Below are 22,065 nucleotides of genomic sequence, written 5' to 3'. Positions count from 1 at the left end.
GCGGGCGGCGGGTGCCGTGGTCGTAGACGACGACGGCGACGTCGGGCAGGGCGGGCATCGGGCTGGCGGGGCCGGTGGGTGCGCCGGCCATCCGGGCGCCGGCGGCGGCGGAGACGAACAGGGCGGCGCCGCAGGGGCCGTCGGTGCGGTGGGTCGCCGGGCGGGTCAGGTCGTCGACGGGTAGGCCGTGGGCGGTGAGGAAGGCGGTGATCTGCGCGGCCGGGTCGCCACCGTCGGTGACGCGCCATTCGTAGCGGTCCCGTTCGACGAGCACGCTGCGGCAGGGGGCCGGCACTGCGGGTACGTCGACCGGCACCGTTGGGAGCGTTTCCACGCCGGGTGGCTGATTCTTCCTCATCCGTTCAGCGGATTTCCGGGCAACATGGCGGAAGGCTGCTCGATCCGGTGCGCCGTCCCTTGGTACTGTGCGTCACTGGTCATGTGAACCATGACACAGTGCCCCCACAGTCCGGAGAACCCGATGTGCCAGCACCAGATCCCCTGTCCCTCCGCCGAAGCGACCGACCGGGATGCCGCCCGGGTCATCGCCTGCTTCCCTGAGCAGGGCTGGAGCCTGCTCTGCAACGGTGTCATCGTCTTCGAGGACACCGGTGAACTCCTCCCTGACGGCAGCACCATCGCCCCGCACCGCGGGCCGGCCCGGCACGCCCTCGTCGCCTGACCCGATCACGATGCGTCGGCGACGCCGACCTGTCGCACCAGGCTAGCCCCCACGCAGGGGCCGCCCTCCCCCGGTCGCCGCACCGGGGCGGCACGACCGCCGCCCCGGCACCGCGCCTCAGTCCTGGAACGCCTCCGGCGCCGGGCACGAACACATCAGGTTCCGGTCGCCGTACGCGCCGTCGACGCGCCGCACCGGCGGCCAGTACTTCCCCGCCCGGTCCACCCCGGCCGGGTACGCCCCCACCGACCGCGGGTACGGGTGCGGCCACCGGTCGGCCGACACCATCGCCGCGGTGTGCGGCGCGTTCGCCAACGGGTTGTCCCCCGCCGGCCACCGCCCCGACGCCACCTCGTCGATCTCCGCCCGGATCGCGATCATCGCGGCGCAGAACCGGTCCAGCTCGGCCAGGTCCTCACTCTCGGTCGGCTCCACCATCAGCGTGCCCGCCACCGGAAACGACATCGTCGGCGCGTGGAACCCGTAGTCGATCAGCCGCTTCGCGACGTCATCGACACTCACCCCGGTCGCCTTCGACAACGGCCGCAGATCCAGGATGCACTCGTGCGCCACCAGGCCCTTGTTGCCGGCGTACAGCACCGGGAAGTGGTCGCGCAGCCGCACCGCCACGTAGTTCGCGGCCAGCACCGCCACCCCCGTCGCCCGGGCCAGCCCCGCCGCGCCCATCATCCGCAGGTACGCCCACGGGATCGGCAGGATGCCCGCCGACCCGTACCGGGCCGCCGAGATCGCCGCCGCACCGGCCGCCCGCTCACCGGTCGGATCACCCGGCAGGTACGCCGCCAGGTGCTCCCGCACCGCCACCGGACCCACCCCCGGCCCGCCGCCGCCGTGCGGAATGCAGAACGTCTTGTGCAGGTTCAGGTGCGACACGTCCGCCCCGAACCGGCCCGGCTTGGCGAACCCGACCAACGCGTTGAGGTTCGCCCCGTCCACGTACACCTGGCCGCCGGCGTCGTGGACCTTCGCGCACAGCGACGCGATGCCCGTCTCGTACACCCCGTGCGTCGACGGGTACGTCACCATGATCGCCGCGAGGGCGTCCCGATGCTTGTCGATCTTCGCGTCGAGGTCGACCAGGTCGACGTTGCCGTCGGCGTCACACCCGACCACCACCACCCGCATCCCGGCCATCACCGCCGACGCGGCGTTCGTGCCGTGCGCCGACGACGGGATCAGACACACGTCCCGGTGGGCCTCACCCCGGTCCCGGTGGTAGGCGCGGATCGCCAACAACCCGGCCAACTCCCCCTGCGACCCGGCGTTGGGCTGCACACTGACCGCGTCGTAGCCGGTCACCTCCGCCAGCCACCCCTCCAACTGCCCGATCAGCTCCCGGTAACCGGCGGTCTGCTCCGGCGGGGCGAACGGGTGCAGGTGGGCGAACTCCGGCCACGTCACCGGCTCCATCTCGGTGGTCGCGTTCAGCTTCATCGTGCACGACCCCAACGGGATCATGCCCCGGTCCAGGGCGTAGTCGAAATCCGCCAACCGCCGCAGGTACCGCAGCATCGCCGTCTCCGAATGGTGGCCGCGGAACACCGGATGGGTCAGGAAACCGGTGTCCCGCGCCAACCCGGCCGGCAACGCCTCCTCGACGTCCCCGACGACCGGGTCCACCCCGAACGCCGCCCACACCACCGCCAGGTGCTCCCCGGTGGTCGTCTCGTCGCAGGACACCCCCACCCGGTCGGCGTCGACCAGCCGCAGGTTCACCCCCCGCTCCCGCGCCGCCGCCACCACCCGCTGCGCCCGACCCGGCACCACCGCCGTCACCGTGTCGAAGAACACCCCGTCGGCGACCTCGACGCCACCGGCGCGCAGCCCCGCCGCCAACCGCAGCGCCATCCCCCGGGTGCGGCGGGCGATCCGCCGCAGCCCGTCCGGCCCGTGGTACACGGCGTACATGCCGGCCATCACCGCCAGCAGCACCTGCGCCGTGCAGATGTTGCTGGTCGCCTTCTCCCGCCGGATGTGCTGCTCCCGCGTCTGCAACGCCAACCGGTACGCCGGCCCACCGGCCGCGTCCCGGGACACCCCGACCAGCCGACCCGGCAGCATCCGCTCCAACCCGGCCCGCACCGCCAGGTAACCGGCGTGCGGCCCCCCGAAGCCCATCGGCACCCCGAACCGTTGCGTGGTGCCCGCCGCGATGTCCACCCCGATCCGCCCCGGCGCCCGCAGCAGCGTCAACGCCAACAGGTCCGCCGCCACCGTCACCAACGCGCCCACCGCGTGCGCCGCCGCCACCAGCGGCGCATCGTCCCGCACCAGCCCCGACGCCCCCGGATACTGCAGATGCAGACCGAAGAACTCCGCCGGCAACTCCTCGACGGCCAGGTCGACCACCCGCACCTCGATACCCAACGGCTCAGCCCGGCCGCACAGCACCGCCACGGTCTGCGGCAACGCGTCGGCGTCGACCACGTACACGGCACTGCGGCTCTTCGACGCCCGCCGCGCCAACGTCATCGCCTCCGCCGCCGCGGTCGCCTCGTCGAGCATCGACGCATTCGCCGTCGCCAGGCCGGTCAGGTCCGTCACCATCGTCTGGAAGTTCAACAGCGCCTCCAACCGGCCCTGACTGATCTCCGGCTGGTACGGCGTGTACGCCGTGTACCAGGCCGGGTTCTCCAGCACGTTCCGGCGGATCACCGCCGGGGTGTGGGTGCCGTGGTAGCCCAGGCCGATCATCGACACCGCCACCGTGTTCCGGGACGCCAACGCCCGCAACTCCGCGATCGCCTCCCGCTCGGTGGCCGGCGCCGGCAGATCCAACGCCCCGTGCCAACGGATCGCCTCGGGAATCGCCGCGTCCATCAGCTCGTCGATCGACCCGTACCCGACGGCCTCCAACATGCGGCGCTCGTCGTCCGGGCCGGGACCGATGTGCCGGTCGGCGAACTGCTCTACGGTCATGCGTGACGCTCCTGACTCAGGCGGCGAGGTCGACGGATCGGCCTCCCCCTGAGTCACGCCGCAGGGCGCTCCACAGTGCCTGCCCGTCGCGGTCCTTCTGCCTGAGAGGTTCCGGGGAGAATCTGCCCCTTCGGCGCCGCCCGGATACTGCTGGGCGATCTCTCCCGCGCGGGTGGTGTCGGCATGGTCAACGCTACCAGCGCCCCCGTTACCGGCGGATGTCGTACCCCGTCCGCGCGGATGTCAGCCGGCCGGCACCAGACCCGACCCGGGTGGCACGACCGCCGCCACCCGGTCGACGAGCGCCGGCAGGAACCGCCCCAGCGGGGCGTCCACCCGCAGTGCCGCATACCCGTCACCACGGGTGACACCCTGGTTGGCGATCACCACCGGAATGCCCGACTTCGCCGCCCGCAGCACGAACCGCCGCCCCGACAACACCGTCAACGACGACCCCAGCACCAGCACCGCCCGCGCCGCGTCGACCATCGCGAAACACCGCGCCACCCGCGCTACGGGCACCGTCTCCCCGAAGAACACCACGTCCGGTTTCAGCATCCCCGCGCCACAACACCCGCAGTCGACCATCCGGAACCCGGCCACCCGGGCATCGTCGAGATCCACGTCACCATCCGGGTTCACCACCGCCACGGTCGCGTCGAAACCCGGATTCGCCGCCACCAGCCGCCGGTGCAGCTCCGCCCGGGACGTACGGTCACCGCAGCGCAGGCACACCACCGTGTCCAGGCGGCCGTGCAACTCCACCACCCGCCCGCTGCCCGCCGCCGTGTGCAGACCGTCGACGTTCTGCGTGATCACCCCGTCGACCAGGCCGGCGTCCTGCAACCGGGCCACCGCCCGGTGCCCGTCGTTCGGCGTCGCCCCCACGATCGTGCGCCACCCCAGGTGACTACGCGCCCAGTAGCGTCGCCGCGCCGCCGGGTCCCCGACGAACGCCTGATACGTCATCGGCGTGTGCCGGCGGGCCGCACCCGTCGGCCCCCGGTAGTCGGGGATACCCGACTCGGTGGACAGCCCCGCCCCGCTCACCACCACGACCCCACCGGCCGCCACCAGGGCGGCCACCGCGTCGATCGTCTCCGTCACCCGTCCATGCTGCCTCAGCGACCCCACCGGCGGCGACCCGCGCCGGGTGGCCGGCGCGGGTCAGCCGCCCAGCACCGCCCGCAACTGGGCGCTCGCCCCACCGGCCGCCGCCGCGTCCGCCCGCAACTGCTCCGACTGCGCCGCAAGATACGACTGCCACCGGTTCAACTGCTGCTGCGCCGCCGCGACCGCCGCCAACGCCGCCGCGTGCCGCTCCTCCAACGCCTGCAACTTCCCCGCCAACTCCGGCGACGGACCGGCCGCCGGCGACACCCCCGACGCCCCCACCTCACCGGCCCGCCGGTGCGCCTCGGCGAGGATCTCCTCCGCCTGCCGCCGCGCATCGGCGATGATCTCCGCGCCCTCCGCGCTGGCCTCACCGATCGTCCGGTTCGCCTCGTCCTGCGCCCGCATCGCCAACTCGACGGTCATCGGGTCCGGACCCTGCGGCGCGGTGCTCGGCAACGTCCCGTGCCGCAGCATCTCCACCTGGCTCAGCAGCCCCTGGTTCTCCCGCCGCTGCCGCTCCAACTCCGCCGTCAGCAACCCGATCCGGTCGTCGGCCGCCCGCACCACCGCCCCGACCTCGTCGGCGGACAACCAGTGACTGCCCCGGAACCGTCGTTCCTCCAACACCGACAACTGGCGGGCGATCTCACCCTGTTCGGCCCCGACCCGGTCGGAGTGGTCGACGCTCATCGGGCACCTGTCCCACTGAAGTCGCGCGGGCCCACGGCACCGGCCTCGGCGAGCGGCGGATAGAGAGAATGATCATAGCTCTCCGTCAGGATCTGCTCCGGCGCCACACCCGAACGCACCAGGATCGCCACCGTGTCCCGGGTCATCTCCGGACTCCCGCACACCAGGATCTCCGTGTCCGCCCACGGCCCCAACCGCACCGCCGTGTCACCCGCCCGACCGATCGCCCCCTGCCAACCCCACCCCGTCTCCACCGTCGGCACATACCGCAACCAACCCGTGCCCGCATGCTGCCACCCCGCCGCCGGAGGCATCGCCGCCAACCGCGACAACGCCACCTCGTCGTACAGGTCGTCCGGGGTACGACCACCCACCACCAGCGTCGTACGCCGCCCCGCGCCCTGCTGCACCGCCTCCACCACCGCCCGCAACGGCGCCAACCCCGTCCCCCCGGCGATCAACAACAACGGCAGGTGCGGCGACCGGTCGTACGACGACAACGCCGTCCCCGTCGGATGCCCCAACAACAACCGCTCACCAGCCCGCAACCGGCGCACCAGATGCGTGGAGAACCGGCCCGCCGCCCGCACGTGGAACTCGATCGTCCCGTCCGCCCGCGGCGCGTTCGCCGGCGACAGGTACCGCCACGTCCGCAACTGCGGCACCTGCACCGGCAACGACTGCCCCGGCCGGTAGTTGCACAGATAGTTCGGACGCACCGTGAACACCAAGATGTCGGCGCGACGACGCTCCGCCGTCACCACCTCCGCCTCCCAGTGTGGCGGCGACGACCGCTCCGCCTCCGCCGCCCCGTCGAGCATCATCTTCGCCACCAACTCGTACGCCGCCGCCCACTGCGCCCGCAACGCCGGCGTGAAGTACGGGCCGAGGAAACGCTCCAACGTGGCCAGCAACGCCTGACCCACCCAGATGTAGTGCCGCTCCCCCAACACCACCGGATTACCCCGCTGGTCCTGACCGTGGAACCGCCGGTGGTCCGCACCCAACCGCTGCGCGAACGCCGTCAACGCCTCCGGATCGTCCAGACTGGTGATGATGTGCCCCAACGCCGCCAGGAGCTTGTCCTCCTGGTACTGCATGTTCGTCGGGAACATCGACCGCGCCTCCGGCGCCACCACGAACAACGTGGCATAGAAATATTTCGCCGCCTCCGGCCCGGCAGCGGAGAACTGGCTCCAACTCTGGCGCAACGCCGCGTTGTCCATCGTCAGTCCTCCTGCGCGCGAGCCACGTCGTGACGCTCACGCAACGTCATCGCCACCACACCATCCGGGTCGTAAACGCGGTCAGTCTGCCAGAGATTCGGATTCGGGACCCGGGTGTCGTAGTAACGGTGATGCACCGCATGCAACGCCGCCCACCCCACACTCCCGTTCAACCACGACCAGTCACCGTGCACCGGCCGACCCGCCCGCTCCTCCTGCGCACAGAACTTCATGAACAACTCCGACTCGGTGTGCGGATCGGACACCCGCACCCCCGCCACCCGGAACGAGTGCAGCACCGCCTGGTTCAACACCAGCGCCGCATGCTCCCGCCACAGGGTGTCCTCCCGCGACGTGTCCAAACCCAACCCCGCCGCCACCACCGGCAACTGGTCGTACCGCTCCCGGTCGCCCATGTTCCGGGTCCCGATCTCGTCACCCAGATAGTGACCGTTGAACGGCGCGCAACTGTAGTCGACCCCGCCGATACGCAGACGCATGTTACTGATCACCGGCAGCGCATGCCAACGCAGCATCAGATCCGCGAACCACGGATGGTCCGGATGGCTCAGCGCCACCTCCCGCACCAACTCCCGCGGCACCTCCCACACCGACGGCGACTCGTGCGCCGTCTCGATCACCCACGGCAACAGGTCGAACCGACCCGGCACCGGCGGCGGACGCCACCCCAACCGGCGGGCCGCCCGCACCATCGCAACCTGCGCCGGATCACCCAACACCCCACCATCGGCCCGCACATGACCGCAGTACCGCACCAACTGGTCGTTCCAGATCCGCGCCCGCGGACCCACCCCCGGCCGGTCCGGCGCGAACACCGTGATCACCGACTGGATGCGACCCCCGTTGTCCCCGGCCGCCAGATGCGCCGACAACTCCTGCGCGATCCCCGCCGCCGTCGTCACGTGCCGACGGTCCCGCACCCGCAACCCCGCCCACCGCACCCGACCCACACACCGCGCCGACTGCCGCCACGCCACCTTCGCCCCGTACACCAGCTCCTCCCGGGTGTGCCGGTACGAGCCGGTCAACGCGACCTCCTCACGCACCTCCGCCAGCCGCGCCGCCAACCCCGGCAACTGCCGCTCGGCGTGCAACGCCTCCAGGAACTCCGTCGCCTCGGCCAGCACGTCCCCACCGGAGCCGACCGGCTCGGCAGGCGGCGCGGCGGTGACCGGGCAACGCAACTCGGCGGCATGATCGGCGACAGCACCACCGGCCCGCGCGGAACCCAGGCCGACATAGTGATCGATGTGCACTTCGGTTCGTTCCCGTCCTCGGCGGGACCACGGATGCGACCCCCGCACCATGCTCCACGCATCAGCTCGACGCCACCACCAACCGTCACTCACCGTGACCCGATCGGTGTCTCTGGTGATCGCCCTGGACAGGATTCCTGGCCGGACCACACCTGTCAACAACAGCGCTCCATCCCGGAACGTCCCTTATGGACGGCAACGCCGGCCCGAACCACCCTCCGACCCACCGAAAACCGCGAACCACATCGATACGACAACCATCACTACCCACACACAACGACGCCGCGACCGGAACCCGGCCGCGGCGTCCCCGACACCCCGAATCAACCCGCCCGACGCCGCGCCCGCCGCGCCGCCAACTCGTCACCCACCACCCCCGACGACACACCCTCCTGCGCCGCCGGAGCAACCTCACCACCACCCGGCACCGCCGGCTCCGCCGGCAGATGCGACAACGAACCCTGGATCTCCTTGAACGCCCCACCAATCGCGATCCCGAACACCCCCTGACCACCCTGCAACAGATCCACCACCTCCTCCGGGGACCGGCACTCGTACACCGTCGTCCCATCCGAGATCAGCGTGATCCCCGCCAGGTCATCCACCCCCCGCGACCGCAACGCCTCGATCGCCTTACGGATGTTCTGCAACGACACCCCGGCGTCCAGCAACCGCTTCACGACCTTCAACACCACCAGATCGCGGAACGAGTACAACCGCGACGTACCCGAACCCGACGCGTCCCGCACACTCGGCACCACCAGCGTCGTCCGCGCCCAGTAGTCCAGCTGGCGGTAACTGATCCCCGCCGCATGACAGGCCGTCACACCCCGGTACCCGACAGCACCGTCACCGTCCAGCGGCACCGACGACGACACCGCCCCCGACTCGCCCCGCTCCACACCTGGCTCAGGCTCCCGTGGCTCGTGCATCCCGACAACCTCCCCGTCAGTGCGGTAACACGCCGGTGCCACCGACGCACACCCCTCGACACGGCAACCCTAACGCCGCACCAAGGGGTTACCACGGAGAAACCGCCGCGACACGCCGCGCGACGACACACCACGACACCGGCATCGCCACCGCGACACCCACCACGAAGCCACGATCAGCCCGCGAAATCCTCCGGACGCACCTGCTCCAGGAACTCCCGGAACTTCTCCACCTCATCCTCCTGCTCGTCGGGAATCACGATCCCCGCCTCACTGAGGACCTGCTCCGCACAACGAATAGGCGCACCCACCCGCAACGCCAACGCGATCGAATCACTCGGCCGGGCCGACACCCGCACCCCGTCACCCAGCAACAGATCAGCGTAGAAGACGTTCTCCTTCAACTCGGTGATCTCCACCGCCCGCAACGGCGCCTGCAACGCCGCCAGCACGTCCCGCAACAAATCATGCGTCAACGGCCGGGCCGGTTTGACCCCCTGCTGCTCATAAGCGATAGCCGTGGCCTCGACCGCACCGATCCAGATCGGCAGATAGCGGTCGCCCTCGACCTCCCTGAGCAGGACGATCGGTTGGTTGCTGGGCAGCTCCACCCGAACCCCGACCACGCTCAGCTCGCGCACCGCCGCCTCCGTGTCGTTGTCGCCTACACCCGCACCGCGCCCCGTCCCTGCACGGTACACGGACCGCGACACGGCCGTCCCCACCGCACCAGCCCCGCACCGCGCCGGAAAAGGGTTACCCCGGCAAGCCTACGGCACGCTTCCCGGGGCAGAACCTTCCGCACACACCAACCGAACCCTCACCGACCCAACGTCGACCGCAACCCCACCCGCACCAACGCCGCATGCAACTGCTGCGACAACGCCACCAACTCCCGCGCCGTCTCCGCCGCCCGCGCCCGCGCCGCCGGATCCGACTGCCGCGCCAACGGCGCCACCAACTGCGCGAACAAACCCACCTCACGATCCGCCGACGACCGGTAACCCCGCAGATGACGAGGCTCCAACCCGTACGCCGCCAAACCCGCCACCGCCCTCGCGATGATCAACGCATCCGCGTCGTACCACCCCGGCGGATCCGGCACCAAAACCCCGAGCCGCTCCAACTCACCCAACGTCGACTCGGCGATCCCACTACGCGCCACCAGATCGGCCCGCCCGAGCCGCACCTGCGACTCAGGCTCCTCCGCCGACCGGCCCGGCACCTCACCACCGGGACCCACCGCCACCAACGTCGGCCGCTGCCGACCCGGCGTCTCCTCACCACCGTCCCACTGCGCCAACTGCTCACGAATCACCCGCAACGGCAGATACTGATCACGCTGCGCAGTCAACACGAACCGCAACCGGGCCACATCATCCCAGCTGTACTTCCGGTACCCCGCCGCCGTCCGCTGCGGCTCCACCAGACCCTCGGCCTCAAGGAACCGCAACTTCGAAATCGTGACGTCCGGAAACTCCACCCGCAGCTGACCCAACACCTCACCGATACTCATCAGCGGGTGCGACCGGGCCGCCCCGGACGGCATGGAGGCCGCAGGCTCGTTCACCCCCGGCCGGCCTCCTCCTCCGGGCGAGGACCGGCAATGAACACCACCCGGAACTTACCGATCTGCACCTCGTCACCATTGCTCAACGTGGCAGCCTCCACCCGCTCCCGGTTCACGTAGGTGCCGTTCAGGCTCCCCACATCCCGCACCGTGAACGTCCCCGCATCCCGATGGAACTCCGCATGCCGCCGCGACACCGTCACATCGTCCAGGAAGATGTCACTGTCCGGATGCCGGCCACTCGTCGTCACATCATGGTCCAACAGGAACCGGGCACCCGCATTCGGGCCCCGACGAACCACCAGCAGCGCCATACCCGGCGGCAACGAGCCGGACATCCGACTCGGCACCACATCGGTGTCCGGACCCTCCAGCACTTCGTCCAACGAACCGAGATTGAGCGTCGAAGTGACGTCGAGCGGGGGGAACTCGTCGCCTGGGCGCGTCATGGGACCACCTCACGGATCAGTTTCGGTCAGCACAGGATAACGGCGGGTACGGCCACCGGGAAGATCACCCGACGGCTGGCTCCCCCTGCCCAAGGAAGGCAATTACCCAACGCTGCACCAATTTGGGGTTCTCGGTCGACTGGGCGAGCCTAGCCAGCGCCGAAATGCAGGGCAACCGGACGCGCGGCAGAATCACCCACGCCCGGCACGACACCACTCAGCTCTCGGTGAGCTCACGGTACGCGTCAGCGGTCAACAACCCGTCCACCGCCGCCGCGTCCGCCGGCACGATCTCCACCAACCAACCCGCACCGTACGGATCAGAATTGATCACCTCAGGAGTGTCGGCCAACGCCTCGTTGCGCGCCGCCACCGTCCCGCTCACCGGCGCGTAGATCTCCGACACGCTCTTGGTCGACTCGATCTCACCCAACGACTCACCGGCCTCCACCACCGCACCGGAGTCCGGCAACTGGACGAACACGATGTCACCCAGCGCATCCTGCGCGAACTGGGTGATACCCACCCGGACGTTACCGCCCTCGGCACCCACCACCCACTCGTGCTCGGCGGTGTAACGCAGATCCTCAGGAATCACCAGCGCGTCCCTCATCCATCGGTGCACCGGGACCACCCGGCGCGGCCGCGCCGGTCAGGAGACCGGACGGGCGTGTTCCAGCTTCAACGGCGCGTGCAGCGCCGAAACCTCGGCAACCTCACGATCCTCGACGCTCACGTTACCGCCGTCACCGCGAACCGATGCGGCCACCCCGCCCGGAATGTTCAACGCGGTACGCATCGTCTCCGGATCACCGATCACCGTGATCGTGTACGGACCCGTCAGCGGCCGCCCGTCCACCACCAACACGTCCCCCGCCCCGTCCAGGAAGTACGTCGAGGCGATGATCCGCGCCGACGCCCGATCCCCACCCGAGATCTGCATCGCCTCCGCACCCGCACCCCGCAACTCCTGCACCGCGTCCAGCACCCGGTCCGCCCGGACCGGCTTGCCACCCGGCTCGAACCGCACCGCCAACCCCGGCCCCCGCGCCGGCAACGTACCCGCCAGGATGCCCAACTCGTCGGCCCGCTTCGTCGCCTCCTCCAACGCCGCTTGCCGACCCTGCTCACCCGAGCGCAACTGCCGCTGACTGTCCTCCAGGCCCTCGATGTCCTGCTGCAGACGCTTCTCCCGGGAATCCAGATCCGAGAAGATCCGCACCAGGTCCTCCTGCCGGGTCGCCGCCAACGTCGGGTCCGTCGAGGTCGTCTTCAACTGCACCACCAACGTGAACCCCAACAACGCCAGCAACGCCGCGATCATCACCGCCGCCGAGGACACCTTCCGCCCCGCCGCACCCGCACCCGCCGCCGACGGCCCGTCCGCCACCTCCGCCGGGGAAACCTCCGCCAGGTTCACCGTCGCACCGTCGTCGTCACCCGACTCCGCCGGCTGCTCCCGCGGCCCCTCCTGCGGCACCAACGGACTCAACTCGTCCGCATCCGGCGCATCCGGCCGCGGATCCGGCTCAACCGCCGGACGCACCGGCTCCACCGGCTGCGGCCACCCGGTACCCGTCTCCCGATGCTCGTCGCTCACGACACCAACCTACGCCCGGAACAGGTGCCGACGGATCGCCGCCACATTCCCGAAGATCCGCACCCCCAACACGACCACCACACCCGTGGACAACTGCCCACCCACCCCCAACTGGTCACCCAGATACACGATCAGACCCGCCACCAGCACGTTCGAGATGAACGACACCACGAACTGCTTGTCATCGAAGATCCGGTCCAACTTCGCCCGCACCCCACCGAACACGGCGTCCAGCGCGGCCACCACCGCAATCGGCAGGTACGGCTGCAACGCCGCCGGCACCGTCGGATCGAGATAGATCCCCAGCACCACACCGGCGAGCAACGCCAGCACCGCGATCATCGGACACCTCCGGAGGGGCGGGAAGACGAACCCGGACCGGACGACCCGGCACCGGACGAACCGACAGCACCCGAACCCGCCGGCGACGGACTCGGACTGACCGACGGCCTCGCGTAGCGTAGCCGTGGCTCCGGCGCGGCCGGCAACGTGAGGTCCCCGGCCCGGCGCACCTCGAACGACAACCCGGTGTCCCGGGCCACCCGACGCATCAGATACGCCGACCGGCTGTCGTCGAACCGGTCCCGCAACGACCGCGGCCCGATCGCCGACACCTCGTACGGGCTGGTCACCGGACGGAAGTCCACCAGGATCGCCGCCCCCGCCGAACGGATCGTCGACGTCGCCGTCAACCGCTGCCCGTTGATCGCGATCGCCTCCGCCCCCGAGGCCCACAGGTCGTTGGCGACCTTCTGCAGATCCGAGTAGATCACCCGTGGCGGACCCGCCGCCGAGTCACCGTTGACCGCGCCGTCGTCCTGCACCGCGGCGTCGGCCAACCGCACCACCACCCCGTCACCACGCACCCGGCCGAGCCCCGTGCCCGCCTCCAGGTTGCGCAACCGGGCCGCCTGCGAACCGCTCAACGCCGCGTCCCGCTGCCGACCTACCTCCTCACGCAGCCGCGCGGCCCGCGCCGTCATCGCGTCGGTCTCCGCCTCCCGCTGCTTGATCTGCGTGATCAACGCGGCCCGCGCCTGACTGCGGCTCGGCTCGTCGGCCATCGTCTCCCGGTACGCCACCGCGAACAGGAACCCCACCGCGGCGACCACCACGACCGCCACCGCCCGCGCGGACGCACCCCGCCACCCGGCGGTCGACGCCGGGTCCCGCCGCCGGCGGGCCGCCGCGTCGGCGTAACCCGGGTCCAGCGGGTTCTGGAACAACTCGGTGAGGAAGTCCGGGGTGAACAACCGCACCGGACGCTTCGACCCGTCCTCCGGCGCGCTCACGCGGCGGCCCCCCGCCGGGCCGCGCGGACCAGCCGGGCCGCCTGCACCACGTACATCGCGCCGGCCACCCAGTACAGCACCAGACCCCACCACGCCAGGCCCCAGCCGATCGCCGCGGCGGTCGTCGCCGTCACCGACGTGGTCGCCGCCGCCAGCAGCAGCACCGGGAACGCGGCCAGCAGCAGGAAGGTGGCGGTCTTGCCGACGTAGTGCACCGGTGGCGGCCCGTAGCCGTGCCGGCGCAGCACCGCCAACGAACCGAGCAACAGCAGCTCGCGGGCCAGCAGCGCCCCCGTGAACTGCCACGGCACCACCTCCCGGGCGGTGAAGGCGAGCAGCGTGGCGAGGATGTAGAGCCGGTCGGCCAGCGGGTCGAGCAGCTCGCCCAGGCGGCTGACCTGCCCGAGCCGGCGGGCGATCCAGCCGTCCACCCAGTCGGAGGTGCCGCCGATGGCGAGCACCACGATCGCCGCCACGTCCGCCTCCACGACCAGGAACAGCCAGAGGAACAGGGGTACGCCGAGCAGCCGGACGAAGCTGATCAGGTTCGGCAACGTCAGCACCCGGTCGGCGCTGGCGTCACCGCCCGGTCCGCGCGGATGCTCTGCCCGAGCCGGCCGACGTGACACCGAACCTCCCCCCGCAGCACGATCCGGGTGCCCACGTGGGCACCACGGTCAGCCGTGCGCTTACCGGACCGGCGCTGGCCGGTGTCTCGGTGATCCCGGGCCGGGACCTCCCCCTGGTGTGGTCCGGGACGCTCGACACCCCGGGCCGGCAGCCACTATATCGGGCGCGTTCCGCCGGCTCGGTGGGACGCGCGTCCGTCGGGGCGGTCCGGCGGTGTGTGTGGTGTGTCACCACCGCTAGGGCATCCTAGGACACTGGTGGAGAGTGGGGCGCAGGGTCACGCGGTGCGGGCCGGGGTGTCGGGCTGCGCGGCGGGCGTGCCCGAGGCCGCCGCCTGGCCGAACGCCAGCAGCGCCAGCAGCAGCTCGTGCTGGGCGCGGGGAGGCATCCGGTCCAGCACCGCCTGCACCGCCCGGTGCCGGCGCTCCCGCAGCTCGGTCAGCAGGGTCACCGCCGCGGCGGTGAGCACCAACCGCACCTCCCGCCGGTCCCGGGGGTCCGGGGTGCGGCGCAGCAACCCGGTCGCCTCCAACCGGTCACAGAGCCGACTGGCCGAGGAGGGCACCACGTCGAGCAGCTCGGCCAGCCCGTTGACGTTCGTCTCCGGCCGGTCCCGGATCAGCGCGAGCACCCGCAGCTGGGTCGGCGGGACCGCCACCTGGTGCCGGGAGGTGGCCGAATCGAGCACGCCGACGAACGCCTCAGCCGCGGCATCGATCGCCGCAGCAAGATCCGGAGGTCGCTCCACCCGCTGTCCCCTGCGATTGTCCGCTGTCGTAAGTCGCTGACGGCCGATCACCGTCCGCGCCGCCCGCCCGGCCCGCACCAGTCCAGGCACACGACGACGGCGTCGTCACGTAGATCAGTGTCGGCATGATATGCGAACAGCTCGCGCATCACCGTACCAACCGCCTCCGTCGCCGGTTGCAGCCGAGTCGACCGCATCGACCGGGCCATCGCCCGCTCACCGTAGGCCTCCTGACCCCCCGGCTGCGCGTCGTACACGCCGTCGCTGACCACGAAGAGCCGGTCACCGGGCAGCACGTCGAACTCCTGCACCGTGTAGCGGGTCTCGGCGAACATGCCCAACGGCAGCTGCTGTTCCAGGGCGATCCGCTCGACAGTGGCCCCCCGCAGCCGCAGCACCTGCGGCGAACCGGCGTCCACCGCCCGCGCCCGGCCGGTGGCGGTGTCCACCGACAACAGCAGGGTCGCCACGTGCCGCTGCCCCCGGTGCTGGTAGAACAGCGTGTCCGAGGCCAGCTCGGCCTGCTCCACCAGCCCGCCGCCCGAACGGCGCGCGTTGCGGATGGCGTTGACGGTGAGCGCGGTGAGCATCGCCGCGGCCAGGCCGGTGCCGGCGCCGTTGAGGACGGTGAGGGTGAGCCGCCCCGGGTCGACCGACCAGTCGAAGTGGTCACCGCCCACCGAGTACGCCGGTTCGAGCTGCCCGGCCAACAGGAACGCCTCGTGCGTGACGCTGCGCCCCGGCAGCAGGTCCCACTGCATCTCCGCGGCCATGCTCAGCCGCTCCCGACGCCGTGTCCGCCGGTACCTGTCGGTCTCCCGGTCGGCCGCCCGCAACGTGGTGGCCAGGTCGACGCCCAGGTCGGCGATCAGGTCCACCGTCGGGTGGTCCGGGCTGCCCACCAGCTCGACCAGGAACACCCCCAGCCGCTCCCCCCGGGTGGTCAGCGGCACCCACACCCGGCAGCGCGAACCGTCGGACGGGTCGCGCACCGGTTGCTGGCTGCTGAAACAGCGCTGCGCGGCGCTGCGGCCGGTGAGCGCCCCGGCGGACACCTCCGGGTCGAGCACCGACCACAGCCCGCTGAGCCGGTAGTCGGCCAGGAACGCGTCGACCCGTACCGCGGCCAACTCCGACCGGAGGGCCCGATCGACGGCCTCCACCACCTGGTCGGGTGGGGCCTCACGTAGCGCACGCGACATCGCTGCGAGCGCGTCCGGCATGGTTGTCCTCCGAGATTCTTGCTACAGGGCAAGCATCATACGAAGCGGCCCGGCCGGCCCCGCCCGGGGCACCGGGCCGCAGGGGAGGGACCGGCGCCGGTATCGCCCCGCCGACCCCCGGCCGGCCGCGATACTGACCCGGGCAGGAGGTGCGCACGGTGGACTCGGCGGACGATGCGGCGATCGTGGTGGGCGTGGACGGCTCGGAGCCGGCGCTGCGCGCCGTCCGGCTGGCCGCGACGGAGGCGGCCCGCCTGCACCGGCCGCTGCGGGTGGTGCACGGCTTCATCTGGCCGCTGATGCACACGCCGATCGACCCGGTCGCCGCTGACCCGCCCGGCGGCGGGCTGCGCCGCACCGCCCAGGACCTGGTCGAGGCGGCGGTGGCGCAGGCCCGCACGGTCAGCCCCGACCTCCGGGTGACCGGGGAGATCATCGACGGCGAGGCGTCGGCGGTGCTGCTGGGCACCTCCCCCGCCGCGGCGATGATCGTGCTCGGCGACCGGGGCCTCGGCGGGTTCGGCGCCCTGGTGGTCGGCTCGGTGGCGATCCAGGTCAGCACCCACGCCGACTGCCCGGTGCTGGTCGCCCGGGGCACCCCGGCCGACGACGGCCCGGTCGTGGTCGGGGTCGACGGGTCGGCGACCTCCCGCGCGGCGGTGGACTTCGCCGCCGCGCAGGCCGTCGCGCGTGGGGTCCGGCTGCGGGCCGTGCACGCGTACACCCATCCGGCCTCCGCCGGCCCCGGGGACTTCCAACCCCTGGTGTACGACGAGGCCCGGCTACGCGACGAGGAGGACGACGTGCTCGCCGGGAGCCTCGCCGGACTCGCCGAACGGCACCCCGGCCTGCCGATCGACCGGGAACCCGTGCACGCCCGCCCGGTCGCCGCGCTCACCGAGGCGTCCCGCCGGGCCCAACTGGTGGTGGTCGGCGGCCGGGGCCACGGCGAACTGGCCGGGCTGCTGCTCGGCTCGGTCGGCCACGGGGTGCTGCACCGCAGCGCCTGCCCGGTGGCGGTGGTACGGGCCCCGTCGACCGGCCGGTGAGCCATCCTCCGGTGCCCGGTCGGGGCGGTTGGCCGGGCCGGGGACGGGTAGTCGGCGCGGGTACCGCAGGCGGACCACCGAGGAGGCGACATGCCAGGACCACGGCCGGGAAGCAACGCGTACGACAAGGAACGGGCGCGGCTGCGTGACCTGATCGAACAGTCGGGACGCGCGTCCGACCAGGAGGCCAACCAGGTGGCCAACCGGATCCTCCAGGAGGACCGGGGCCAGCGCGGCATGGTCCGGGGTGAGCGGGCCTACGGCCCCAAGGGCGAACGCGGACCCGGCGACCCGAAGTGAGCGGCGCGGCCGGGCCGACGCTCCCCTGGGGGGCGTCGGCCCGGCCGCCGTACGGCATGACCGGCCGGGCGGCGGCGCGGTCAGCTGCGGTCGCTGTCGTCGGCGGCGGTCGACGCGCCCGGACCGTACGGGGACGCCTGGCCACGGGGCGTCGGGCGGCCCCGGTCCCCCGCCGAGCTGCCCCGGTTGGCCGGGTGACCGGACACGCCCGGCCCCTTGCTGTCCTGCACGGTCGGGTTCTTCCCGTTGCGGCGCATCTCGGGCTGCTGCACGTTCGTCACGGGTGTCTCCTTCCGGGTGGACGGACACGGCTGCTCCGCGCCCGTCGCCGGGTTACCCGCCACCACGGTGCGCATGCGGACCACCGCGCCTGAGCAGGGCTGAGCGGCGGCAGGACGGGTAGTACCGGGTGATGGGAGACGACCGACGGGTGGCTCGGACGCTGCTGGCCCGCCACGGCAGCACCTACGCCGAGGACGCCGGCATCACGCTGGCCGACCGGCCCGGCCCGCTCTACCAACTGCTGGTGCTCACCACGTTGCTGAGCACCCGGATCCGGGCCCAGGTGGCGGTGGCCGCCGCCCGCGAACTGTTCGCCGCCGGCTGGCGTACCCCGCAGGCGATGGAGGCGTCGGGCTGGCAGGACCGGGTCGACGCGCTGGGCCGCGGCCACTACCGCCGCTACGACGAACGGACCGCCACCATGCTGGGCACCGGCGCCCGACTGTGCCTGGACCGCTGGCACGGCGACCTGCGGCGGATGCACCGGGAGACCGGGGGCGACCCGGCGGCGCTGCGGCGACGGCTGACCGAGTTCCCCGGGATCGGCCCCACCGGGGCGGACATCTTCCTGCGGGAGGCGCAGACGGTCTGGCCGGACGTCCGCCCGTACGCCGACCGGCGCACCCTCGCCGGGGCGAAACGCCTCGGTCTCCCCGCCGATCCGCACGGGCTGGCCGGGCTGGTCGCCGAACCGGACTTCGGCCGGCTCGCGTCGGCGCTGGTCCGGGTAGCCCTCGGTGAGGAGTCGGCGGGCGAGGTGACCCGCACCGCCGCCACGGCCCGCTGAGGCGCGGCCGGTCAGTCGACCGGCTTGTTGCCCGCCGGCTTGGTCAGGTACCACACCAGCAGGGCGGCCAGCAGGGCCAACAGCACCACACCGCCGGAGACCCCGCCACCGTCCTCGGTGGAGCGGTGCCCGGTCACCCCGAAGTAGATCACCGCGAGGCCGGCGAGCACCGCCAGAAACGTCCGTATTCCTCGGTCCTTCACGCCCCGCACCGTACGGGCGGACCCGGCGCGGAAGCCGACCTTCCGGGCAGATTACCCCGTCCGGGCGACACCCCCGGCGGGCGGACGGGTCAGACGGTCTCCAGGTCGTCCAGGGAGATGGCGTGGGTCATCAACCAGCGGGCCAGCGCCGCCATGCCGAACAACCACAGCGGGGCCGACTCGGTGGTGCCGTTGGTGGCGAAGATGGCGAACCGCAGGTCAGGCGCCCGGTACGCCTCGATCCGCCAGCGATGGTTCCGGTCCCGCCAGACCGCCGAAGGGTCCATGGCGTCACGGTAGGCGACCCCGGGCCGGGCGGAGGGCGGTTCGCCGCCACCGCCAACGGAAACACCTGCCGGTCAACCGGAGCCGACCACCATCCGGGCGTCGTCGGGCAGCCGCCGGGTCACCCCGCGCCGGTCCAGCAGCTCCAACAGCGGCACCGCCACCCGACGGGTGGTGTCCAGGGCCTGCCGGGCGGCGCTGAGCGTGAACGGCTGCGGCAGCCGGGCGAGCACCCGTACCGCGTCGTCGGCGGCGGCGGGCAGCAGCACCACGTTCTCCGCCAGCCGCAGCAGCGCACCGGCCCGCACGGCGGCACCCACCTCCCGGGGGCCCAGGCCCAGCGCGGTGAGGCGGTCGGCCTCCGGCGCGCGGAACGGATGGGCGGCGAACTCGCTGCGGACCCGGTCGATGGCGCGGGCCACCGGCTCGGGCAACCCGGGGACGCCGGTGCCGATCCGGCCGGCCCGCAGCGTCAACGGTGGTCGGACCAGCGCCTCCACCAGGGCCCGGTCGGGCAGGCCGAGGCGCTGCCGCAACGCCTCGGTCGGGGCGTCCGGCTCCAGCGGGTGCGCGGCGGCCCAGGCGGTCACCTCCGCGACCAGCCGCACCCCCAGCCACCGCCAGTGCGCCGGGTCGGCCAGCGAGTCCCCGACGACCGGGGTGGCGTCGCCGGTGACGCCCATCCGGGTCAGCTCGGCGGCCCGCACGAGCCGGCGGCGGCGCAGCTCACCGGCCAGGTCGGGTCGCCCGTCCAGGCCGGCCAGGACGGCGGCGCGGGCGGCGGCGGCACCCCGGCGGGACAGCGGCGGCGGGGCCACGTCCAGCACCGTCACCCCACCGCAGACGTGGTGCCGGCCCGGGTCACGCAGCAACGCCCGGTCCCCGGTCAGCAGCGGCAGCGGGCGGGCCAGCCGCAGCCGTACGGTGTCGCCGCCCAACGGCCGGACCCGGGCGGCGACGGCCGCCGACCCGACGTGCAGGGTCAGCGTCGCCGGCAGGTCACCGGCCGGATCACCGGCCAGCCGCACGTCGACCAGGTCGGTCCGGTGGAACCGGTCGGGGGTGAGCAGCGCGTCGCCCCGCCCGAGGCGCTCCCGGGGCACCCCGCGCAGGTTGACCGCCACCCGGGCCACCGCGGCGACCCGCTGCGCGGGCGTGCCGAGCCGGTGCAGGCCCCGCACCCGGACCGGCTCGCCGCTGCCGGCGAGCGTCAACTGGTCGCCGACGCGCAGCTCACCGCCGCCGAGGGTGCCCGTGACCACGGTGCCGCTGCCCCGGATGGTGAACGCCCGGTCGATCCACAGCCGCACCGGCCGGGCGGTGTCCGGCGCGGGCAGCCGGGCGACCAGCCGGTCCAGGGCGGCGCGCAGTTCCGGCAGGCCGACTCCGGTGACCGCGCTGACCGCCACCGACTCCACCGCGCCGAGCGACGTCGCCGCGAGCCGCGCGTGGGCCTGCGCCGTCGCCGGCCCCGGATCGGCCAGGTCCGCCCGGGTCACCACCAGCAGCCCGTGGGACACCCCGAGGGCGTGCAGGGCGGCCAGGTGTTCGGCCGACTGCGGCATCCACCCCTCGTCGGCGGCGACCACCACCAGTGCGGCCGGCACCGGCCCCACCCCGGCGAGCATGTTCGGCACGAACCGTTCGTGCCCCGGCACGTCGACGAACGCGACCGGGCCGCCGCCGGGCAGGGTGGTCCAGGCGAAACCGAGGTCGATGGTCATCCCCCGGCGGCGTTCCTCCGCCCACCGGTCCGGTTCCATCCCGGTCAACGCCCGGACCAGGGTGGACTTGCCGTGGTCGACGTGCCCGGCGGTGGCGACGACGTGCATCTCTACTCGGCCGTCCGCAGCACCGCGTCGCGCAGCGTGTCGTCGGCGTCGGCGGGGACGCAGCGCAGGTCCAGCAGCAGCCGTCCCCGGACCACCCGGCCGAGCACCGGCGGGTCACCCAGCCGCAGCGCAGCGGCGTACCGTTCGGGCAGGCTCAGCGCCCACGAGTCCAGTGTGACGCCGGGCGCACCGCCCCCGCCGACCACGGCGACGCTGGGCACCACCTCGGCCTTGCGGCCCGCCGCGCCGAGGGCGTCGCGCAGCCGTTCGCAGCGGTCCCGCAGCATGGCCGGGTCGGCGTGCAGGGCGTCCCGGGTGGGGGTGGTCGGCCCGTGCAGGGTGGCCGCCAACGCGGCGAGGGTCAGCTTGTCTACCCGCAGCGCCCGCGCCAGCGGGTGTCGACGTAACCGGTCGACCAGGTCGGCGTCGCCGAGCAGCAGCCCGGCCTGCGGGCCGCCGAGGAGCTTGTCGCCGCTGGCGGTGACCAGGTGCGCCCCGGCCCGCAGGGTGCCCGCCGCGTCCGGCTCGGCGGGCAGCAGCGGGTCGGCGGTGAGCAGGCCGGAGCCGATGTCGGCGACCACCGGCACGCCGAGGGTGGCCAGCTCGTCGACGCCGACGGCGCAGGTGAAGCCGGTGACGACGAAGTTGGACGGGTGCACCTTCAGCACGAAACCGGTGTCCGGGCCGACCGCCCGGGCGTAGTCGTCGCGGGTGGTGCGGTTGGTCGTGCCGACCTCGCGTAGCCGGGCGCCGGTGCTGGCCAGCAGGTCGGGCAGGCGGAACCCGTCGCCGATCTCCACCAGTTCCCCCCGGCTGACCACGATCTCCCGGCCGGCGGCCAGCGCGGTCGCGGCGAGCACCAGGGCCGCCGCCCCGTTGTTGACCACGTGCACGGCGGCGGCGTCGGGCACCGCGGCGGCCAGCGCGGCCAGCGCGTCGCGGCCCCGGCGGG

At 72.7% G+C, this 22,065-nt stretch carries 25 protein-coding genes, 1 pseudogene and 1 riboswitch; of the genes and pseudogenes, 4 read left to right on the top strand and 22 right to left on the bottom strand.

Features of this window, described 5'->3' with window-relative positions; all coding sequences use genetic code 11:
• Positions 1–358, bottom strand: a pseudogene (locus H1A17_RS28285) (anthranilate synthase component I family protein); the annotation flags it as partial.
• 123 nt (positions 359–481) lie between these two features.
• Between H1A17_RS28285 and H1A17_RS28280 the strand changes: the two are divergent.
• Positions 482–682, top strand: coding sequence for a DUF5999 family protein (locus tag H1A17_RS28280; RefSeq protein WP_088647339.1), 201 nt, complete (start codon positions 482–484; stop codon positions 680–682).
• A gap of 117 nt (positions 683–799) precedes the next feature.
• On the opposite strand, the gene gcvP is transcribed toward H1A17_RS28280, so the two are convergent.
• From gcvP to H1A17_RS28200, 16 genes are all read right to left on the bottom strand, one after another.
• Positions 800–3,622 (bottom strand): aminomethyl-transferring glycine dehydrogenase, encoded by a 2,823-nt coding sequence (gcvP, locus tag H1A17_RS28275; protein WP_194823311.1) that lies wholly within the window; start codon positions 3,620–3,622, stop codon positions 800–802.
• A 79-nt stretch (positions 3,623–3,701) separates the two neighbouring features.
• Positions 3,702–3,799: riboswitch (glycine riboswitch) on the bottom strand.
• 66 nt (positions 3,800–3,865) lie between these two features.
• Complete coding sequence (locus H1A17_RS28270; RefSeq protein ID WP_145919988.1) at positions 3,866–4,729, bottom strand: NAD-dependent protein deacetylase; 864 nt, start codon at positions 4,727–4,729, stop codon at positions 3,866–3,868.
• A 60-nt stretch (positions 4,730–4,789) separates the two neighbouring features.
• Entirely contained in the window at positions 4,790–5,428 is a 639-nt protein-coding gene (locus H1A17_RS28265; RefSeq protein ID WP_145919987.1) for a hypothetical protein, read from the bottom strand.
• Positions 5,425–6,654: a globin domain-containing protein gene (locus H1A17_RS28260; RefSeq protein WP_194823310.1), complete on the bottom strand. Its 1,230-nt coding sequence runs from the start codon at positions 6,652–6,654 to the stop codon at positions 5,425–5,427. Before H1A17_RS28260 ends, H1A17_RS28265 begins: the two co-directional genes overlap by 4 nt.
• A 2-nt stretch (positions 6,655–6,656) precedes the next feature.
• On the bottom strand, positions 6,657–7,859 hold the full coding sequence (locus H1A17_RS28255) for a nitric oxide synthase oxygenase (RefSeq protein WP_145922836.1): 1,203 nt from the start codon (positions 7,857–7,859) through the stop codon (positions 6,657–6,659).
• 395 nt (positions 7,860–8,254) lie between these two features.
• Positions 8,255–8,863 carry a MerR family transcriptional regulator gene (locus tag H1A17_RS28250; RefSeq protein ID WP_228544378.1) on the bottom strand — a complete coding sequence of 203 codons (609 nt, stop codon included), beginning with the start codon at positions 8,861–8,863 and terminating at the stop codon, positions 8,255–8,257.
• 176 nt (positions 8,864–9,039) lie between these two features.
• Positions 9,040–9,504, bottom strand: coding sequence for a bifunctional nuclease family protein (locus H1A17_RS28245; RefSeq protein WP_088647333.1), 465 nt, complete (start codon positions 9,502–9,504; stop codon positions 9,040–9,042).
• A 179-nt stretch (positions 9,505–9,683) separates the two neighbouring features.
• On the bottom strand, positions 9,684–10,379 hold the full coding sequence (locus tag H1A17_RS28240) for a MerR family transcriptional regulator (RefSeq protein WP_194823312.1): 696 nt from the start codon (positions 10,377–10,379) through the stop codon (positions 9,684–9,686).
• A 50-nt stretch (positions 10,380–10,429) separates the two neighbouring features.
• Positions 10,430–10,882: an FHA domain-containing protein gene (locus H1A17_RS28235; RefSeq protein WP_145919984.1), complete on the bottom strand. Its 453-nt coding sequence runs from the start codon at positions 10,880–10,882 to the stop codon at positions 10,430–10,432.
• Positions 10,883–11,099: 217 nt separating this feature from the next.
• Entirely contained in the window at positions 11,100–11,480 is a 381-nt protein-coding gene (gene gcvH, locus H1A17_RS28230; protein WP_145919983.1) for a glycine cleavage system protein GcvH, read from the bottom strand.
• Positions 11,481–11,534: 54 nt separating this feature from the next.
• Positions 11,535–12,482, bottom strand: coding sequence for a DUF881 domain-containing protein (locus H1A17_RS28225; RefSeq protein WP_194823309.1), 948 nt, complete (start codon positions 12,480–12,482; stop codon positions 11,535–11,537).
• Positions 12,483–12,491: 9 nt separating this feature from the next.
• Positions 12,492–12,824 carry a small basic family protein gene (locus H1A17_RS28220; protein ID WP_067311500.1) on the bottom strand — a complete coding sequence of 111 codons (333 nt, stop codon included), beginning with the start codon at positions 12,822–12,824 and terminating at the stop codon, positions 12,492–12,494.
• Entirely contained in the window at positions 12,821–13,774 is a 954-nt protein-coding gene (locus H1A17_RS28215; RefSeq protein WP_145919981.1) for a DUF881 domain-containing protein, read from the bottom strand. Before H1A17_RS28215 ends, H1A17_RS28220 begins: the two co-directional genes overlap by 4 nt.
• On the bottom strand, positions 13,771–14,403 hold the full coding sequence (locus tag H1A17_RS28210) for a CDP-alcohol phosphatidyltransferase family protein (RefSeq protein WP_145919980.1): 633 nt from the start codon (positions 14,401–14,403) through the stop codon (positions 13,771–13,773). Before H1A17_RS28210 ends, H1A17_RS28215 begins: the two co-directional genes overlap by 4 nt.
• 278 nt (positions 14,404–14,681) lie before the next feature.
• The gene (locus tag H1A17_RS28205) at positions 14,682–15,152 is read right to left on the bottom strand and encodes a MarR family winged helix-turn-helix transcriptional regulator (RefSeq protein WP_145919979.1); all 471 of its coding nucleotides are present in this window, start codon (positions 15,150–15,152) and stop codon (positions 14,682–14,684) included.
• Between the two features lie 47 nt (positions 15,153–15,199).
• Positions 15,200–16,375, bottom strand: coding sequence for a PP2C family protein-serine/threonine phosphatase (locus tag H1A17_RS28200; protein ID WP_145919978.1), 1,176 nt, complete (start codon positions 16,373–16,375; stop codon positions 15,200–15,202).
• 158 nt (positions 16,376–16,533) lie between these two features.
• On the opposite strand from H1A17_RS28200, the gene H1A17_RS28195 reads away from it, so the two are divergent.
• Complete coding sequence (locus tag H1A17_RS28195) at positions 16,534–17,424, top strand: universal stress protein (RefSeq protein WP_194823308.1); 891 nt, start codon at positions 16,534–16,536, stop codon at positions 17,422–17,424.
• A 90-nt stretch (positions 17,425–17,514) separates the two neighbouring features.
• Positions 17,515–17,724, top strand: coding sequence for a phosphatidylethanolamine-binding protein (locus tag H1A17_RS28190; protein WP_145919976.1), 210 nt, complete (start codon positions 17,515–17,517; stop codon positions 17,722–17,724).
• Between the two features lie 80 nt (positions 17,725–17,804).
• Here the strand turns inward: H1A17_RS28190 and H1A17_RS28185 are convergent, their stop codons facing one another.
• Positions 17,805–18,005, bottom strand: a complete 201-nt coding sequence (locus H1A17_RS28185; protein ID WP_145919975.1) for a hypothetical protein — start codon at positions 18,003–18,005, stop codon at positions 17,805–17,807.
• 131 nt (positions 18,006–18,136) lie between these two features.
• Here H1A17_RS28185 and H1A17_RS28180 point away from each other — a divergent pair, with 131 nt between their 5' ends.
• Positions 18,137–18,793: a hypothetical protein gene (locus H1A17_RS28180; protein WP_145919974.1), complete on the top strand. Its 657-nt coding sequence runs from the start codon at positions 18,137–18,139 to the stop codon at positions 18,791–18,793.
• Positions 18,794–18,804: 11 nt separating this feature from the next.
• Here the strand turns inward: H1A17_RS28180 and H1A17_RS28175 are convergent, their stop codons facing one another.
• The 4 genes from H1A17_RS28175 to selA form a co-directional block, all read right to left on the bottom strand.
• Entirely contained in the window at positions 18,805–18,996 is a 192-nt protein-coding gene (locus tag H1A17_RS28175) for a hypothetical protein (protein WP_088645872.1), read from the bottom strand.
• A gap of 89 nt (positions 18,997–19,085) precedes the next feature.
• Positions 19,086–19,283 (bottom strand): hypothetical protein, encoded by a 198-nt coding sequence (locus tag H1A17_RS28170; protein ID WP_145919973.1) that lies wholly within the window; start codon positions 19,281–19,283, stop codon positions 19,086–19,088.
• Between the two features lie 72 nt (positions 19,284–19,355).
• Positions 19,356–21,113, bottom strand: a complete 1,758-nt coding sequence (gene selB / locus H1A17_RS28165; RefSeq protein WP_194823307.1) for a selenocysteine-specific translation elongation factor — start codon at positions 21,111–21,113, stop codon at positions 19,356–19,358.
• A gap of 2 nt (positions 21,114–21,115) precedes the next feature.
• The coding region (gene selA / locus H1A17_RS28160) for an L-seryl-tRNA(Sec) selenium transferase (protein WP_194823306.1) at positions 21,116–22,065 on the bottom strand (950 nt) is incomplete at its 5' end.

The organism is Micromonospora sp. S-DT3-3-22, assembly GCF_015354745.1.
GTDB lineage: Bacteria > Actinomycetota > Actinomycetes > Mycobacteriales > Micromonosporaceae > Micromonospora > Micromonospora wenchangensis.
The sequence above is the reverse complement of the archived record's forward strand: the minus strand, read 5'-3'. Positions and strand labels throughout refer to the sequence as shown.